Raw genomic sequence first — 16632 nt, 5'->3', positions numbered from 1 at the left:
AATCTGCTAAATTATTTTACTACAAATACTACATTGATTAATGAATTAAAATCGATGGGTCGTCCAACAATGTCAAAGGTCATTTCGCCAGTATCTCCATCAATCCTTATATTATCAAATACTGTTGGGTCTGCAAAGGTTACATAATAATAAAGCTCGTCAGCGTTATAAATCGGTATATCAGGAGCAGCTGTTCCTCCCGGTGCTGGACTTCCATTTGTTTCTGATCTTATAATTCCTGCTCCCGTATGCTGGGCAACATATTCATTATATAAATTGATTGAAAAAGTACCATTTGTAGAAGCATCAATCTGAATAGATGGAGGATAAAACACTCTTCCTGCTTTAGATGTTATCGGGGCAATTGCTTGAATAGCTTCTTCCACGTTTGTTTCATCAGCTGGAGATGGATCCGTAGAGACTCCATTTACATCAATATTTGTTACTAAGGGAACTTCAGAAGCGTTTTGATCATCTGTCCCTATGGTTGTTGGATTAACTTCAACTACATCGCCATCTGTTTCAACTCCCAAAAATCTGAATGGAGTGTTATTTAAGAAAGTATCCGATCCGTACTGAGAAAATTGGATTTGATTGTTATTTTGAAGTGCAAGAGTTTTAGTTAGCGTGTTTGCAACTGAAACATTACCTCCGGCATAAAAATCTAAACCATTAGAGTTTCCACTGGTTGTAGTACCCAACGAAATAGTGGTGGGGTAGGCATTCCCTGAATTTCTAAATGCAATGCCAATCTGGTTAGCGTTATTAGTTCTTCTAAGGGTTAGTGTGGATCCACTATCAGCATCGCTATCAAAATTTAACTGATTTCCAACCATGTCAACCGTTCTATTCCCTGTAAGAGTTCCATCAACGCTATATATATTCTCACCATTAATAACTTGCCATCCGGTACTAGTAAAACGGTATACTTGATCATCATCAAGATTATATACTATTGCTCCTATTTGTGGACCTACTATCCCATTGATTTCTGTAAAATCTGTAGCCGCCGGAAGACCTAGTAAATTACCAGCATCAATTTGTGCATCTAAATTAGATATACAAAAAATAAATAATAAATAACAAAATATTTTTTTCATATCCTGATTTTGAAAAATTTGATCTATTGGCTTTTTAAATTAATAACTACAATAAAATACTTTTTAATTAAGGTAATCTAATGACTGTAAACATAAACCCTAGATCGGCTAAGTCTAAGTTCGTAGTACCATTATCATTATCCCCTGCTCTTATTCTAAATCCAGTTGAGGAAATAGTAGAAGCGATATATCCAACAGTAGGATCATCGTAGCCAGCTCCTCCGTTATCGGGGCAGTTACCACCACAATCTTCAGGTGTTATCTGTATAATGTAATTAGTGCTTCCAATATCAGGGAACGTAATATCAAACAATCCTTGACTTACACGAGTAATGGTTGCATTATAAACTGATTTAGAAGCGGTCCCACTTAATTCATCAGCTCCATGTCTACCTGCTGCCCATATCTTAGGTAAGGCGGCTAGATCTGTTAACGCTTCTTGAACATTCGTCTCATCTGTACCATCATTATCTACATCTATGTTAGGACTTAATGGAACTTCAGATGCATTTTGATTGTCTGTGGACGGGTCTCCTGGTGCTCCAGCAGGAGTAAAGTTGATATATCTAGTATCTCCACTGCCTGGTAATGGTAAGCCAGTAGTTACATCTTCGAAAGTAACATCAATCTCCCAATTAGTTCCATTAAATGTAGGTAATGAATCTACAGTATAAGTAACAAAATTCGATAGATTAGCTGGATCCCTAACTAATATAGCAGAGTTTGTTTCTAAATTTTGTATAAAAGCATCGGTTGTTATGCCATTTAAATCATCAGGATGAATAACTATTTGAGTTGTGGTATTATAATTAGCAGAGTCAAATCGATATTCACCTGCAATTACATTTCCTGAAGTTGAAGTGTTGAAATTATATTCAAATGTGTTAGGTCCTTGATTTCCAGTAGCCCCTGTAAATCCTGTTCTTCCGGTAGCCCCAGTGAATCCTGTTCTCCCTGTGAAACCTGTTCTTCCGGTAGCTCCAGTGAACCCAGTTCTCCCTGTAAATCCTGTTCTTCCAGTAGCCCCAGTGAACCCAGTTCTACCTGTAAATCCTGTTCTTCCAGTAGCTCCAGTGAATCCTGTTCTCCCTGTAAATCCTGTTCTTCCGGTAGCCCCAGTGAATCCTGTTCTCCCTGTAAATCCTGTTCTTCCGGTAGCCCCAGTGAATCCTGTTCTACCTGTAAATCCTGTTCTTCCAGTAGCTCCAGTGAAACCTGTTCTACCCGTAAATCCTGTTCTTCCAGTAGCTCCAGTGAAACCTGTTCTACCCGTAAATCCTGTTCTTCCGGTAGCTCCAGTGAATCCAGTTCTCCCTGTGAATCCTGTTCTTCCAGTAGCTCCAGTGAATCCAGTTCTCCCTGTAAATCCTGTTCTTCCGGTAGCTCCAGTGAACCCTGTTCTACCTGTAAATCCTGTTCTTCCAGTAGCCCCAGTGAATCCCGTTCTACCCGTAAATCCTGTACGTCCAGTCGCCCCAGTGAATCCAGTTCTACCCGTAAATCCTGTTCTTCCAGTAGCTCCAGTGAATCCTGTTCTCCCTGTAAATCCTGTACGTCCAGTCGCCCCAGTGAATCCAGTTCTACCCGTAAATCCTGTTCTTCCAGTAGCTCCAGTGAATCCTGTTCTCCCTGTAAATCCTGTTCTTCCAGTAGCTCCAGTGAATCCAGTTCTACCCGTAAATCCTGTTCTTCCAGTAGCTCCAGTGAATCCTGTTCTCCCTGTAAATCCTGTACGTCCAGTAGCTCCAGTGAATCCGGTTCTCCCTGTAAATCCTGTTCTTCCAGTAGCTCCAGTGAATCCAGTTCTACCTGTAAATCCTGTTCTTCCGGTAGCTCCAGTGAATCCTGTTCTCCCTGTAAATCCTGTTCTTCCAGTAGCACCAGTGAATCCTGTTCTCCCTGTAAATCCAGTTCTTCCAGTAGCTCCAGTGAATCCTGTTCTCCCTGTAAATCCTGTTCTTCCGGTAGCCCCAGTGAATCCTGTACGTCCAGTAGCTCCAGTGAATCCAGTTCTACCCGTAAATCCTGTTCTTCCAGTAGCCCCAGTGAATCCTGTTCTCCCTGTAAATCCTGTTCTTCCGGTAGCCCCAGTGAATCCTGTTCTCCCTGTAAATCCTGTACGTCCAGTAGCTCCAGTGAACCCAGTTCTACCCGTAAATCCTGTACGTCCAGTAGCACCAGTGAATCCTGTTCTCCCTGTAAACCCTGTACGTCCGGTAGCTCCAGTGAATCCGGTTCTACCTGTGAATCCTGTACGTCCGGTAGCACCAGTGAATCCAGTTCTACCTGTGAACCCTGTTCTTCCAGTAGCTCCAGTGAATCCTGTTCTACCTGTAAATCCTGTTCTTCCAGTAGCTCCAGTGACCCCAGTTCTACCCGTAAATCCTGTTCTTCCAGTAGCCCCAGTGAACCCAGTTCTACCCGTAAATCCTGTACGTCCAGTAGCTCCAGTGAATCCAGTTCTACCCGTAAACCCTGTTCTTCCAGTAGCTCCAGTGAAACCTGTTCTACCTGTAAATCCTGTTCTTCCGGTAGCGCCAGTGAATCCAGTTCTACCCGTAAATCCTGTTCTTCCAGTAGCTCCGGTGAATCCTGTTCTACCTGTAAATCCTGTTCTTCCGGTAGCACCAGTGAATCCGGTTCTACCTGTGAATCCTGTACGTCCGGTAGCACCAGTGAATCCAGTTCTACCTGTGAACCCTGTTCTTCCAGTAGCTCCCGTGAATCCAGTTCTCCCTGTAAATCCTGTTCTTCCAGTCGCTCCAGTGAATCCAGTTCTACCCGTAAATCCTGTACGTCCAGTAGCCCCAGTGAATCCAGTTCTACCCGTAAATCCTGTTCTTCCGGTAGCACCAGTGAACCCAGTTCTACCTGTAAATCCTGTTCTTCCAGTAGCTCCAGTGAACCCAGTTCTCCCTGTAAATCCTGTTCTTCCAGTAGCTCCAGTGAATCCTGTTCTACCCGTAAATCCTGTACGTCCAGTAGCCCCAGTGAATCCAGTTCTACCCGTAAATCCTGTACGTCCGGTAGCTCCAGTGAATCCTGTTCTACCCGTAAATCCTGTACGTCCGGTAGCTCCAGTGAATCCTGTTCTACCTGTAAATCCTGTTCTTCCAGTAGCTCCAGTGAAACCTGTTCTCCCTGTAAATCCTGTTCTTCCAGTCGCTCCAGTGAATCCAGTTCTACCCGTAAATCCTGTTCTTCCGGTAGCTCCCGTGAATCCAGTTCTACCCGTAAATCCTGTACGTCCGGTAGCTCCAGTGAATCCTGTTCTACCTGTAAATCCTGTTCTTCCAGTAGCTCCAGTGAATCCTGTTCTACCTGTAAATCCTGTTCTTCCAGTATTACCAGTGAATCCTGTTCTACCTGTGAATCCTGTTCTTCCAGTAGCTCCAGTGAACCCAGTTCTACCTGTGAATCCTGTTCTTCCGGTAGCACCAGTGAATCCTGTTCTACCTGTGAATCCTGTTCTTCCAGTAGCTCCAGTGAACCCAGTTCTACCCGTAAATCCTGTACGTCCAGTAGCTCCAGTGAACCCAGTTCTACCCGTAAATCCTGTACGTCCAGTAGCTCCAGTGAACCCAGTTCTACCCGTAAATCCTGTACGTCCAGTAGCACCAGTGAACCCAGTTCTACCCGTAAATCCTGTACGTCCAGTAGCTCCAGTGAATCCGGTTCTACCTGTGAATCCTGTACGTCCGGTAGCACCAGTGAATCCAGTTCTACCTGTGAACCCTGTTCTTCCAGTAGCTCCCGTGAATCCAGTTCTCCCTGTAAATCCTGTTCTTCCAGTCGCTCCAGTGAATCCAGTTCTCCCTGTAAATCCTGTTCTTCCAGTCGCTCCAGTGAATCCAGTTCTCCCTGTAAATCCTGTTCTTCCAGTCGCTCCAGTGAATCCAGTTCTACCTGTGAATCCTGTTCTTCCAGTAGCTCCAGTGAACCCAGTTCTACCTGTGAATCCTGTTCTTCCGGTAGCACCAGTGAATCCTGTTCTACCTGTGAATCCTGTTCTTCCAGTAGCTCCAGTGAACCCAGTTCTACCCGTAAATCCTGTACGTCCAGTCGCTCCAGTGAACCCAGTTCTACCCGTAAATCCTGTACGTCCAGTAGCTCCAGTGAACCCAGTTCTACCCGTAAATCCTGTACGTCCAGTAGCACCAGTGAACCCAGTTCTCCCTGTAAATCCTGTACGTCCGGTAGCTCCAGTGAATCCAGTTCTCCCTGTAAATCCTATTCTTCCGGTAGCTCCCGTGAATCCAGTTCTACCCGTAAATCCTGTACGTCCGGTAGCTCCAGTGAATCCTGTTCTACCTGTAAATCCTGTTCTTCCAGTAGCTCCAGTGAACCCAGTTCTACCCGTAAATCCTGTTCTTCCGGTAGCTCCAGTGAACCCAGTTCTCCCTGTAAATCCTGTTCTTCCGGTAGCACCAGTGAACCCAGTTCTACCTGTAAATCCTGTTCTTCCAGTAGCTCCAGTGAATCCAGTTCTACCCGTAAATCCTGTTCTTCCAGTAGCTCCAGTGAATCCTGTTCTTCCAGTAGCCCCAGTGAATCCTGTTCTCCCTGTAAATCCTGTTCTTCCGGTAGCTCCCGTGAATCCTGTTCTACCCGTAAATCCTGTTCTTCCAGTAGTTCCAGTGAATCCAGTTCTCCCTGTAAATCCTGTTCTTCCGGTAGCTCCCGTGAATCCAGTTCTCCCTGTAAATCCTGTACGTCCGGTAGCTCCAGTGAATCCAGTTCTCCCTGTAAATCCTGTTCTTCCGGTAGCTCCCGTGAATCCAGTTCTACCCGTAAATCCTGTACGTCCGGTAGCTCCAGTGAATCCTGTTCTACCTGTAAATCCTGTTCTTCCAGTAGCTCCAGTGAACCCAGTTCTACCCGTAAATCCTGTTCTTCCGGTAGCTCCAGTGAACCCAGTTCTACCTGTAAATCCTGTTCTTCCGGTAGCACCAGTGAACCCAGTTCTACCTGTAAATCCTGTTCTTCCAGTAGCTCCAGTGAATCCAGTTCTACCCGTAAATCCTGTTCTTCCAGTAGCTCCAGTGAATCCTGTTCTTCCAGTAGCCCCAGTGAATCCTGTTCTCCCTGTAAATCCTGTTCTTCCGGTAGCCCCAGTGAATCCAGTTCTCCCTGTAAATCCTGTTCTTCCGGTAGCCCCAGTGAATCCTGTTCTACCCGTAAATCCTGTTCTTCCAGTAGTTCCAGTGAATCCAGTTCTCCCTGTAAATCCTGTTCTTCCAGTAGCCCCAGTGAATCCTGTTCTACCTGTAAATCCTGTTCTTCCAGTAGCTCCAGTGAATCCTGTTCTACCCGTAAATCCTGTTCTTCCAGTAGCACCAGTGAATCCTGTTCTACCTGTGAATCCTGTTCTTCCAGTAGCACCAGTGAATCCTGTTCTACCCGTAAATCCTGTTCTTCCGGTAGCTCCAGTGAATCCTGTTCTCCCTGTAAATCCTGTTCTTCCGGTAGCCCCAGTGAATCCTGTTCTCCCTGTAAATCCTGTTCTTCCGGTAGCCCCAGTGAATCCTGTTCTACCTGTAAATCCTGTTCTTCCAGTAGCTCCAGTGAATCCAGTTCTACCCGTAAATCCTGTTCTTCCGGTAGCTCCAGTGAATCCTGTTCTACCTGTAAATCCTGTTCTTCCAGTAGCACCAGTGAACCCAGTTCTCCCTGTAAATCCTGTTCTTCCAGTAGCTCCAGTGAACCCAGTTCTACCTGTAAATCCTGTTCTTCCGGTAGCTCCAGTGAACCCTGTTCTACCTGTAAATCCTGTTCTTCCAGTAGCCCCAGTGAATCCCGTTCTACCCGTAAATCCTGTACGTCCAGTCGCCCCAGTGAATCCAGTTCTACCCGTAAATCCTGTTCTTCCAGTAGCTCCAGTGAATCCTGTTCTCCCTGTAAATCCTGTTCTTCCAGTAGCCCCAGTGAATCCAGTTCTACCCGTAAATCCTGTTCTTCCAGTAGCTCCAGTGAATCCTGTTCTCCCTGTAAATCCTGTTCTTCCAGTAGCCCCAGTGAACCCTGTTCTACCTGTAAATCCTGTTCTTCCAGTCGCTCCAGTGAATCCTGTTCTACCTGTAAATCCTGTTCTTCCAGTAGCTCCAGTGAATCCAGTTCTACCCGTAAATCCTGTTCTCCCTGTAAATCCTGTTCTTCCAGTAGCCCCAGTGAATCCGGTTCTCCCTGTAAATCCTGTTCTTCCAGTAGCTCCAGTGAATCCAGTTCTACCTGTAAATCCTGTTCTTCCAGTAGCTCCAGTGAACCCTATTCTACCTGTAAATCCTGTTCTACCAGTGAATCCTGTTCTCCCCGTAAATCCTGTTCTTCCGGTAGCTCCAGTGAATCCTGTTCTCCCTGTAAATCCTGTTCTTCCAGTAGCTCCAGTGAATCCTGTTCTCCCCGTAAATCCTGTTCTTCCGGTAGCTCCAGTGAATCCTGTTCTCCCTGTAAATCCTGTTCTTCCGGTAGCACCAGTGAACCCAGTTCTACCTGTAAATCCTGTTCTTCCAGTCGCTCCAGTGAACCCAGTTCTACCTGTGAATCCTGTTCTTCCAGTAGCACCAGTGAATCCTGTTCTCCCTGTAAATCCTGTTCTCCCTGTAAATCCTGTTCTTCCGGTAGCTCCAGTGAACCCAGTTCTACCTGTAAATCCTGTTCTTCCAGTAGTTCCAGTGAATCCAGTTCTCCCTGTAAATCCAGTTCTTCCAGTCGCACCAGTGAACCCAGTTCTCCCTGTGAAACCCGTTGGCCCGGTAGGTCCAGGAACGCCTATAGCTCCTATATTAGTGATTGTGCCATCTTCAGCTGTATAAGTAAAAGTGCCATCACCATTATCAATAAGTGTAGATATCGTTTCAGTAACACTTCCACCTCCATTTGATAGAGATATGGTGTTTCCACTTTGACTTAGTATTTGTATTTCGTTAGTAGGATCTGGGTCTGGATCATTAATTAAAGAAGTTAAATCAACAGATCCTCCATTTTCCAAAGTTAGTATATTGGTAGTAGAATTAAATGTTAATACTTGATTGTCGTTACCTGAACAGAGGCTTGTCCAGCTATTATTGTTGTATTGGAAAATACAGCTATCATCAGTATTATATACTAAAGCTCCATTCAATGGAGTGATTGCATTCATCTGTGAGGTAGTAACCCGTGTTAAAACAAAAGCTTTGTCAACACTTTCTAATTCCAATATAGATGAATCATCTATTTGATCGGGATTGTCACCAACTTTTACCTGAGCAAATACATGGGCAAAAGACGAAAGCATAAATATAAAAAGAAGTAATTTTACCTTCATAGGCTGTAGGAAATTTCTTTTTAAAAAAGAGTTTTACCTCTTTTTAATTGGGGTTATCACGTAACTCTGTTTAATTGAACAAAATTAACCGCTTATCTAAGTAAATATAGATAAGTTGCTAATATATTAATATTTTCTTAACTACAAAAATACATGTTTTATCCGATTAAAAGCATTTTTTTTCGATAAAACACATTTTTTTTAAAATTTTGATGTTAAATTAAGTTATTGTTAATCAGCTGAAATAGCTGTTTTATTTAATGTTAAAGCCTATAATATGTAAATAAATATCTTAAAAATAATTTTGTTTTTATTTTTATTTTTGAAGAAATCTAATACATTTGCCATCAGTTAAGGCGGGAGTAGCTCAGTTGGTAGAGCGTCAGCCTTCCAAGCTGAATGTCGCCGGTTCGAACCCGGTCTCCCGCTCAAAGCCTCATCTTCAAGATGAGGCTTTTTAGTTTATCTTCCTCAGAGTATGAGAATTTTTAATGTTTCTTTCTTGAGTTAATTTTAAGTTGTGTTGTTGGTTTTTATAGTTAGAACGGATTTTTTGCACAGTAATACTTACATTCGTTATTTTGGCTTTTAATAGTTATTGTTTTATTTATGGGTAATAAAAGTTTTCTAAATATTAGCTTTTGGTTAAAATTCGTTGGAATCATCTTGCTTTCTTATCTTATTCATAAAGTGGGGTGGGAAGAAACTTTGGATTCAATGAAGAAAGTTTCTTTTTTTCATATACTTATTGGAGTATTAATTTTGTGGATCGCTTTTTATTTAAAAAGTGTAAGATGGAAAATTATCTCCAATTCTTATGGAATTCCATTGGGAAAATATAAAGCTTTAAAAGTTTTTTTTATAGGTCTTTTTTTGGCTAATATTACACCGGGACGTTTGGGAGATTTTGGAAGACTAATTTATATTAAGGATGATTTGCCTACACAGAAAATTGGATGGTCCAGTCTAATTATGGATCGTCTTTTTGATTTAATTTGTTTGTTACTTTTTAGTTTCGCAGCTATTATTTATTATCAGTTTAGTTTTTATATTTTAAAACTACCCAAAGAATATATAGGAATTGTTTTTTGTTTATTAGGAGGGGTAGTATTCCTTTTAATTCTTTTTAGATATAGAAAGAGGTTTACAAAAATTATTAAGCCTTGGTTGGAAGCATTTAATTCACACGATTTAGGATGGTTTAAAAGTGGTCAAGGTTTTGTAATTACTTGTTTTAGTATGGTGTTAATTTATGGCGTTTTTAATTATATGGCTTGGGCAATGGGAATTGAGATTGATCATTTGGGGTTATTTCTGGGGACTTTTATTTTAGGAATATTAACATTACTTCCAATTACTGTATTAGGAATAGGGGTACGAGAAACATCTCTTGTTGTAATTTTTCAATTGTACAAGCTGCCAGCTGAAGATGCTATTGCATTATCCTTGATTATTTTTCTACTCCAACTTATTTCTTTTATTCCTGGAGCTATTTGGTTTTATCTTTCTCCAATAAGGTTAAAGGATTTAAAACAAATAAAATAGCATTTATTATTATTTTGATAGCCTTTCATTATCCTGGATATCCATCCACATTGCAAATAGTAAAGACTGGAAGCCTGATATTGTTAGGAAAATAAATATGATTAGGTAATCTGTTGGTGTTTTCGAATTTGGTATGAAAAAGTTAGCAATTAACTGATATAGAAAATAACTATTTATAATACCAATAATAAATGCTACCCAATACAATAAATATAGAGGATGAAAACTACGATATAAATATTTTGTTTGGAGTCTTGTGAAAAAGCATCGAATTAATAAAAATAAAATAGGAAGAGAAACTTTGATAATATTTAGTTTTGATTTTTCTCCTACGCCATATATTGGTTTTATTTTTACTTCTCGAATAGTACAAAACGCTATGTTTAGTTTTACTAATAAATCATTAGGCATTCCATATCTTTTATAAATATCATATAACGGAACGGAATTTAGTGCGTTATTGGATATGGCTGTGTATCCACTTTGGGTATCGGATACTCCCCAATATCCCGAAGCAACTTTTGTTAGAATGCTGAGAATTGAATTTCCTAAAAAACGTACTCTAGGTATTATTACCCAAGCGCTTTTATGAATTAACCGATTCCCTTTCACATAATCTATTCCTTCATCAACCACTGGTTTACAGATAGATTCTAACTCATCAGGATCCATTTGTCCATCTCCAGCCATTACCGCAGTACAATCAATATCATGATCTTTGCACCATTTATAACCGGTGGCGATAGCAGCACCTACACCGCCATTGGTTAAGTGTTTTATTACGACAATTTTCTCTTGATCAGGAATTTTGTTTACAATTTCTGAAGGAGTGAACTTTTGGATCTCATCGATACTTTTTTGTCTGACTTCTATATCCGCACGATTATAAATGTTTGGTACAATCTCATTTTTTAGGTTTGAGGTTAGCTTAAGGTCGGATGTGTTGTTATCTAAATGTTTCATAACCGTGTCTACGGTGTCATCTTTTGATGCATCATCCACTACTATAATTCGATCCACAAATGATGGCATGCTATCAAGAACCATCATTATTTGCTGAGATTCATTGTAGCAAGGTACTACTACCGCTATTGTTTTATTGTTAAGCATTGTGTTTTTGTGTAATTGTATTAGTTGTCAATATTATCTGTAGCCCATTTCAGGTTATTTTTAGCTAATTGAAAATTTGGACTAATCTCCAAAGCCTTTTTACAAGCTTCAGCTCCTAATTTCCATTTTTTTAATTGATTATAAGAAGCGCATAAGTTATTATAAGCATTTGCATTGTTTGGATCAATTTTTAGAATTTCTTTGCAAGTTTCTATAGCCTTGTTATAATTTTTAGCATCATAATACTTTAAACTAAGTTCTATGTGATTTTCAATAGAATTAATCTCTTTTGTATTGTTTTCAAGATCTTTTATTTCTTCTTGGTAATTAGTTGCTTTTCCAGAAATTTCAGTTAATAATTCTTTTGACCTTATATGGTTAGGACTTTTTTGAATGGCTAGGTTAAGATATTTTTCAGCTTCGGTATACCTCTTTTTATCAATTAGAAAAATAGCATAACAGTATTCAGGGTCTGGAGAAGATGAGTTTAGATTAAGTGCTTTTTTAAAATGTTCTGTAGCTTTGGATTCGTTATTGATCGAATGATATAGTATTCCTAGATTAATATGCAGTACATAGTAATTAGGTAAAAGTTTGAGTGCTTTGTTAAAATAGAACAATGCATTCTCATAATTACCTTTTGCCATATGAGTAAGTCCATAGTTCATAAGACCTCTTCCATTATTAGGGCTTTTTTGAGTAACATCGAGCCATAAGGTTTCTGAGGAGGACCATACTTTCGTTCTATTTATGGTGCCTATTCCGTGTGCTATGAAAATCAATACGGATGCCAAGATGACAACATTTTTGTATTTTTTAAGTAATTCATATTTCTTCAAGAGATAAAATATCCCATACGGTATTGCTACAAAAAGACCTATATACGGAAAGAAAGTTCTGTGATCATTCGCAATTTGAAACAAAGGGTTTATAGCTGTGGGCAATAGAGCGATAAAAAACCATGCTATCCCAAAAGAAATTGGCCTTAGATTCTTTTTAAGAGATGTTTTGATCATTAAGGTAAACATGGATATAATGATTAATAATCCAAAGATATTTTTAATGTGATACCAAGGTTTTATTACAGCAAGATCTGGATCCGCACTTAAATTAATAGGTAGCAAGAAGTTTGCTAAATAATGAACCGTTACATACCATTGTGTGCTAAAATACTCGAACCTTGAAACTCCATAATTTGTAGAATTGGTTGAAGATGGAGTTAAAAAGTATTGATTAAATATAAATAGTGATATAGCAATTATTCCAACAGGTGCAATTTTCTTAGCAATTAGTATAATATTTTTAGAAGTATCTTTTTTAAAGTTAGTTACTAATGAATCTTCTTCAAATAATAATATATATACTCCTAAAATAGGAAAGAACATGACTCCAGTTTGTTTTGTCCAGATTCCAATAATCATAGTTATAATATATAAAAACCACTTTCTACCAAAAGGATGTATGTAAAGTAGGAGAGAAGCAACAATACATAAAGTAGAGAATGAGTCAGAACGGGCACAGATGTAATTAATCGTTTCCGCATTGGCGGTGTGTAATGCAAACCAGGCGGTTGCAAAAAGAGCAATTACTCCAGCATACTTATTATCTATTAAAGAAATTCGATATAGATGTTTAGATAATGTATAAACAAGAATTATGAGTACAATAAACCAAAAAAAGATGTGATAATGATAATACCTTGAATCCAAACCTCCTGCGATCGAATAGTCTATTGCATTCATTAGTGTTACCATAGGTCTGTAAGCTCTATTAGCTGGTAATGAGCTAAAGGTATCAGCATCCGTAAAAAAATCACTCCAATTTTCTAAACTTCTGATAGATTCGTTCTCGGATATTGTATGTTTATCATCAAAAAAAAATGGATTATCAAAATGACCCAAATACACTACTATAGTAGACGTAATTATAAATATCAAGAATAAGATCTCAAATTTCCTAGAAGCAAAATCTTTAAGCATATGAATCTTGAAGTGTTAGAAAATTAGTATTAATGATATGTAAGTTTTATTTTGATATTCTTTTTCATTGAATGTTGGTAGCGAGTATATATAGATTTAGGAGTTAAATATAATAGTTTTAAGTTGTTTTAGATATTGATGTAAATAAATATTTTTGAGATATGGTGAGGTTTTATCCATGTAATTGAGTTTTTGAAATAAAACAAAACGAATTATTTTATATTTGAGAATCTTAAATAAAGAGATTAAATCAAAATACCCTTTTTTAAGAATAATTAAATTGTACCAATGGATAATGAATATTTTGCTCACGAAACAGCTGTTATTGATTCTGATTGTCAAATTGGAAATTCCACTAAAATCTGGCATTTCTCCCATATTATGTCTGGATCTGTGATAGGTAAAAATTGTAATATCGGACAAAATGTTGTGATTTCACCTGAAGTAATTTTGGGTAATAATGTGAAAATTCAGAATAATGTTTCTGTGTATACTGGGGTTACTTGTGATGATGATGTTTTTTTAGGTCCATCCTGCGTTTTTACTAATATTATCAATCCGAGAAGTGCAATCATCAGAAAAGGTGGTTATGCTAAAACTCATGTAGGTAAAGGAGCGACAATTGGAGCAAATGCTACTATTGTTTGTGGTAATGATATAGGTATCTATGCTTTTGTCGGTGCCGGTGCTGTTATAACTAAAGAAGTTAAACCATACGCGTTAATGGTAGGCAATCCTGCAAAGCAAATAGGGTGGATGAGTGAGTATGGGCATAGACTAGATTTTGATGTAAATCATACCGCTGTTTGCACTGAAAGTAATGAAAGATATGAACTTGTTGATGGAAACGTCTTTAAAATATAATATATGGAGAATAAAAACTTTGCGATTATGGGTGTTGGAGGTTATATAGCTCCTAGACATTTAAAAGCGATTAAGGATACAAATAATAATTTGATTGCTGCACTTGATAAATTTGATAGTGTAGGTATTATTGATAGTTATTTTCCTGAGTCACATTTTTTTGTCGAGTTTGAGCGTTTTGATAGACATATTGAGAAACTAAAAAGACGAAGGAATATCCAATTGGATTATGTAAGTATTTGTACACCAAATTATCTTCATGATTCTCATATTAGAATGGCATTAAGAAGAGGAGCAAGTGCCATCTGTGAAAAACCTCTAGTATTGAATCCATGGAATATTGATGCATTGGTTGAAATTGAAAAAGAATCTGAAGGAAATGTGAATACTATTTTACAATTACGATTACATCCAAGTATTATTGCCTTAAAAGAAAAAGTAGACAATGGACCAAAAGATAAAGTATACGATTTTGATTTAACGTATTTAACTTCTAGGGGTAATTGGTACCATGCTTCTTGGAAGGGAGATGTTTCTAAATCAGGAGGTGTAGCTACAAATATTGGTGTACATTTTTATGATATGTTGTCATGGGTTTTTGGAGAAGTGAAAAGTAATAAGGTTCATTTGTTGACTAATGATAGCGCTTCAGGGTACTTAGAATTCGAAAAAGCTAGAGTAAGATGGTTTTTGTCTATTAATTATGATAATATTCCCGATGCTATAAAAGCACAGGGTAAGAGAACATATAGATCTATAACTATTGATAATGAAGAGATTGAGTTTAGTACTGGATTTACAGAATTACATACAAGAAGTTATGAAGGAATATTAAAAGGTGAAGGATATGGACTTTTGGATGCTAAAACCTCGATACAAATTGTACATGATATTAGAAATGCTGAGATTTCTCCTTTACAAGAGGATTATCATCCTTTTGCGAAAAGAATTATTTAAACCAATGGTGATAAATGTACTCTGTTGATTTTATTTGGTATCCATTTTTTTTATAGAAATTACAAGCAATTTGATTGTCTAACTGAGTCACAACAATTATTCTAGAAATTTTTTCGGACTTGGCAATCTCTTCTGCTTTTTGTAACAAAATTGATCCTATTCCTAAACCTCGATGTAGTGATGAAGTAGCAATTAAGCCTATTTGATAATAAGAATCATTTTTCTTTAATGATATGAAGCCTATAACTTTATTTTCCTTTTTGTAAACGTAAACGAAATCTGCTAATTTTCCATTTAAGCTGTTTTTAATCCATAAAGTGAAAAAATCTTCGAAACGATGAGAAAGGTTTGGATCTAATTTGAATCTTGAATATGTTCCACTTGCAATCGCTAAATCAGTTAACTCTTTAGTTAGTTCTTTATCATATTTCGTAATTGAAGAGGTTTCGAGGTTTTTTTTTATTGAAGTTATGTTCTTTTCAAAAGTAACTTTTTTATCATATAAATGGAGACTAGTGTTTTCTAATAAAATCTTAGAATGAATATATATTAGATCGAAATCAGAAACTTTAGTCAGATCTATTTTTTTTAGATCCGAATAAACTCTTCCAACACGAATGTTAAAGAAATTAGAATCCCATTCTAAAAATTCTATCTCTTTGTTTAATTTATTATTCAAGTGTTTCATCCTAAATAAGACTATGCTCCGGTAAATTTCTTATTAAATTACTTTTAGTTATTTATTCTTTTTGAAATAATATAAGTTGGTCTTTCTTTTACTTTATCAAAAGTTTTTCCTAGATAAATACCAATGATTCCAAGGATAAAAATTATTAAACCTGATAAGAACCAAATAGAAATAACAATACTAGCAAAACCAAGTACTTTAATTTCTCCATTAATATATCTGTAAATGTATATCAGACCAGAAAGAAATGAAAGTGTAGCTATTATTAACCCTAACCGGATTGTTAGTCGTAGAGGTTTGTCAGAAAAAGCAATGATATTATTAATCGCTAAATTAATTAATTTTCTCCAAGAGTAAGAAGATTTACCTTCTGCTCTTGAACTATGTTCTACATTTATTTTAGCACTTTTAAACCCTACCCATTGAACCATGGTGGGAAAAAAGCGTACATGATCGTTCATAGACAATATGGATTGTATTACTTTTTGATGATAAATTCCAAAGTTAGCAATAGAAGGGTCTTGTTTACTATCTGTTAAATAACCAAAGGTTTTATAAAATAATTTTGATGATATTTTTTTAAAAACTCCATCTTGCCTTAGTTCTCTTTGGGCATACACAATATCATATCCTTCTTTGGTTTTATTAAATAGTTTTGGTATTTCTTCGGGTTGATCTTGTAAATCACAATCCATTACAACAATCCATTCTCCAGTAGCACTAGCTAATCCAGCGGTTATTGCATAATGCTGCCCAAAATTTCTACTTAATTTAATTCCTTTTACATTTTTATTTTGGACACAAATATTTTCAATTTCTTCCCAAGAATTATCAGGACTCCCATCTTCAACCAATATGATTTCATATTGATTGAAGATTTGGGATAAAGAATTTTCCAATCGTTCTACAAGTTCAACTACAAGATTCTGAGCTCTGTAGACAGGGCTTATTATTGATATTTTCAAATATTTCGTTTTATTTATGGATGATTATTTTCTAAAATTACTAAATAAATTGAAGAGTTTAGTAAATTGCTAATTGATAAAATGTGTATCTCTGTTTTTATATGGTAAGTTTTCTGGAAAA

9 protein-coding genes and 1 tRNA gene are annotated in these 16632 nt (G+C 37.5%); 4 read left to right on the top strand and 6 right to left on the bottom strand.

Translation table 11 applies throughout. The features are described from left to right. Positions 1-11: 11 nt before the first annotated feature. Together D1818_RS25595 and D1818_RS25280 are read right to left on the bottom strand one after the other, a co-directional pair. Positions 12-1100 carry a hypothetical protein gene (locus D1818_RS25595; RefSeq protein WP_199726291.1) on the bottom strand — a complete coding sequence of 363 codons (1089 nt, stop codon included), beginning with the start codon at positions 1098-1100 and terminating at the stop codon, positions 12-14. Between the two features lie 67 nt (positions 1101-1167). After that, entirely contained in the window at positions 1168-8403 is a 7236-nt protein-coding gene (locus tag D1818_RS25280; protein WP_205487262.1) for a hypothetical protein, read from the bottom strand. A gap of 356 nt (positions 8404-8759) precedes the next feature. Here D1818_RS25280 and D1818_RS09140 point away from each other — a divergent pair. Both D1818_RS09140 and D1818_RS09135 read left to right on the top strand, forming a co-directional pair. Further along, a tRNA-Gly gene (locus tag D1818_RS09140) sits at positions 8760-8832 on the top strand. 180 nt (positions 8833-9012) lie between these two features. Further along, positions 9013-9948: a lysylphosphatidylglycerol synthase transmembrane domain-containing protein gene (locus D1818_RS09135; RefSeq protein ID WP_118458194.1), complete on the top strand. Its 936-nt coding sequence runs from the start codon at positions 9013-9015 to the stop codon at positions 9946-9948. A 9-nt stretch (positions 9949-9957) separates the two neighbouring features. Here D1818_RS09135 and D1818_RS09130 read toward each other — a convergent pair whose 3' ends face one another. Beyond that, the gene (locus D1818_RS09130) at positions 9958-11058 is read right to left on the bottom strand and encodes a glycosyltransferase family 2 protein (protein ID WP_118458192.1); all 1101 of its coding nucleotides are present in this window, start codon (positions 11056-11058) and stop codon (positions 9958-9960) included. A gap of 20 nt (positions 11059-11078) precedes the next feature. After that, positions 11079-13037 (bottom strand): tetratricopeptide repeat protein, encoded by a 1959-nt coding sequence (locus tag D1818_RS09125; protein ID WP_118458190.1) that lies wholly within the window; start codon positions 13035-13037, stop codon positions 11079-11081. A gap of 288 nt (positions 13038-13325) precedes the next feature. On the opposite strand from D1818_RS09125, the gene D1818_RS09120 reads away from it, so the two are divergent. After that, a complete protein-coding gene (locus D1818_RS09120; RefSeq protein ID WP_118458187.1) occupies positions 13326-13901 on the top strand; it encodes an acyltransferase in 576 nt (191 codons plus the stop codon). 3 nt (positions 13902-13904) lie between these two features. Beyond that, positions 13905-14858 (top strand): Gfo/Idh/MocA family protein, encoded by a 954-nt coding sequence (locus D1818_RS09115; protein ID WP_199726304.1) that lies wholly within the window; start codon positions 13905-13907, stop codon positions 14856-14858. Here the strand turns inward: D1818_RS09115 and D1818_RS09110 are convergent. Together D1818_RS09110 and D1818_RS09105 are read right to left on the bottom strand one after the other, a co-directional pair. Continuing rightward, on the bottom strand, positions 14851-15537 hold the full coding sequence (locus D1818_RS09110) for a GNAT family N-acetyltransferase (protein WP_158597025.1): 687 nt from the start codon (positions 15535-15537) through the stop codon (positions 14851-14853). The genes D1818_RS09115 and D1818_RS09110 overlap by 8 nt on opposite strands. 53 nt (positions 15538-15590) lie before the next feature. Then, the gene (locus tag D1818_RS09105; RefSeq protein ID WP_118458183.1) at positions 15591-16511 is read right to left on the bottom strand and encodes a glycosyltransferase family 2 protein; all 921 of its coding nucleotides are present in this window, start codon (positions 16509-16511) and stop codon (positions 15591-15593) included. Positions 16512-16632: the final 121 nt, after the last annotated feature.

The sequence above is a fragment of the Aquimarina sp. BL5 genome, from assembly GCF_003443675.1.
Classification (GTDB): domain Bacteria; phylum Bacteroidota; class Bacteroidia; order Flavobacteriales; family Flavobacteriaceae; genus Aquimarina.
The sequence above is the reverse complement of the archived record's forward strand: the minus strand, read 5'-3'. Positions and strand labels throughout refer to the sequence as shown.

What these genes read in the sequence shown, in the direction of transcription:
- D1818_RS25595 (WP_199726291.1), bottom strand. Translation starts at nt 1,100, where the DNA reads ATGAAAAAAATATTTTGTTATTTATTATTTATTTTTTGTATATCTAAT.
- D1818_RS25280 (WP_205487262.1), bottom strand. Translation starts at nt 8,403, where the DNA reads ATGAAGGTAAAATTACTTCTTTTTATATTTATGCTTTCGTCTTTTGCC.
- D1818_RS09135 (WP_118458194.1), top strand. Translation starts at nt 9,013, where the DNA reads ATGGGTAATAAAAGTTTTCTAAATATTAGCTTTTGGTTAAAATTCGTT.
- D1818_RS09130 (WP_118458192.1), bottom strand. Translation starts at nt 11,058, where the DNA reads ATGCTTAACAATAAAACAATAGCGGTAGTAGTACCTTGCTACAATGAA.
- D1818_RS09125 (WP_118458190.1), bottom strand. Translation starts at nt 13,037, where the DNA reads ATGCTTAAAGATTTTGCTTCTAGGAAATTTGAGATCTTATTCTTGATA.
- D1818_RS09120 (WP_118458187.1), top strand. Translation starts at nt 13,326, where the DNA reads ATGGATAATGAATATTTTGCTCACGAAACAGCTGTTATTGATTCTGAT.
- D1818_RS09115 (WP_199726304.1), top strand. Translation starts at nt 13,905, where the DNA reads ATGGAGAATAAAAACTTTGCGATTATGGGTGTTGGAGGTTATATAGCT.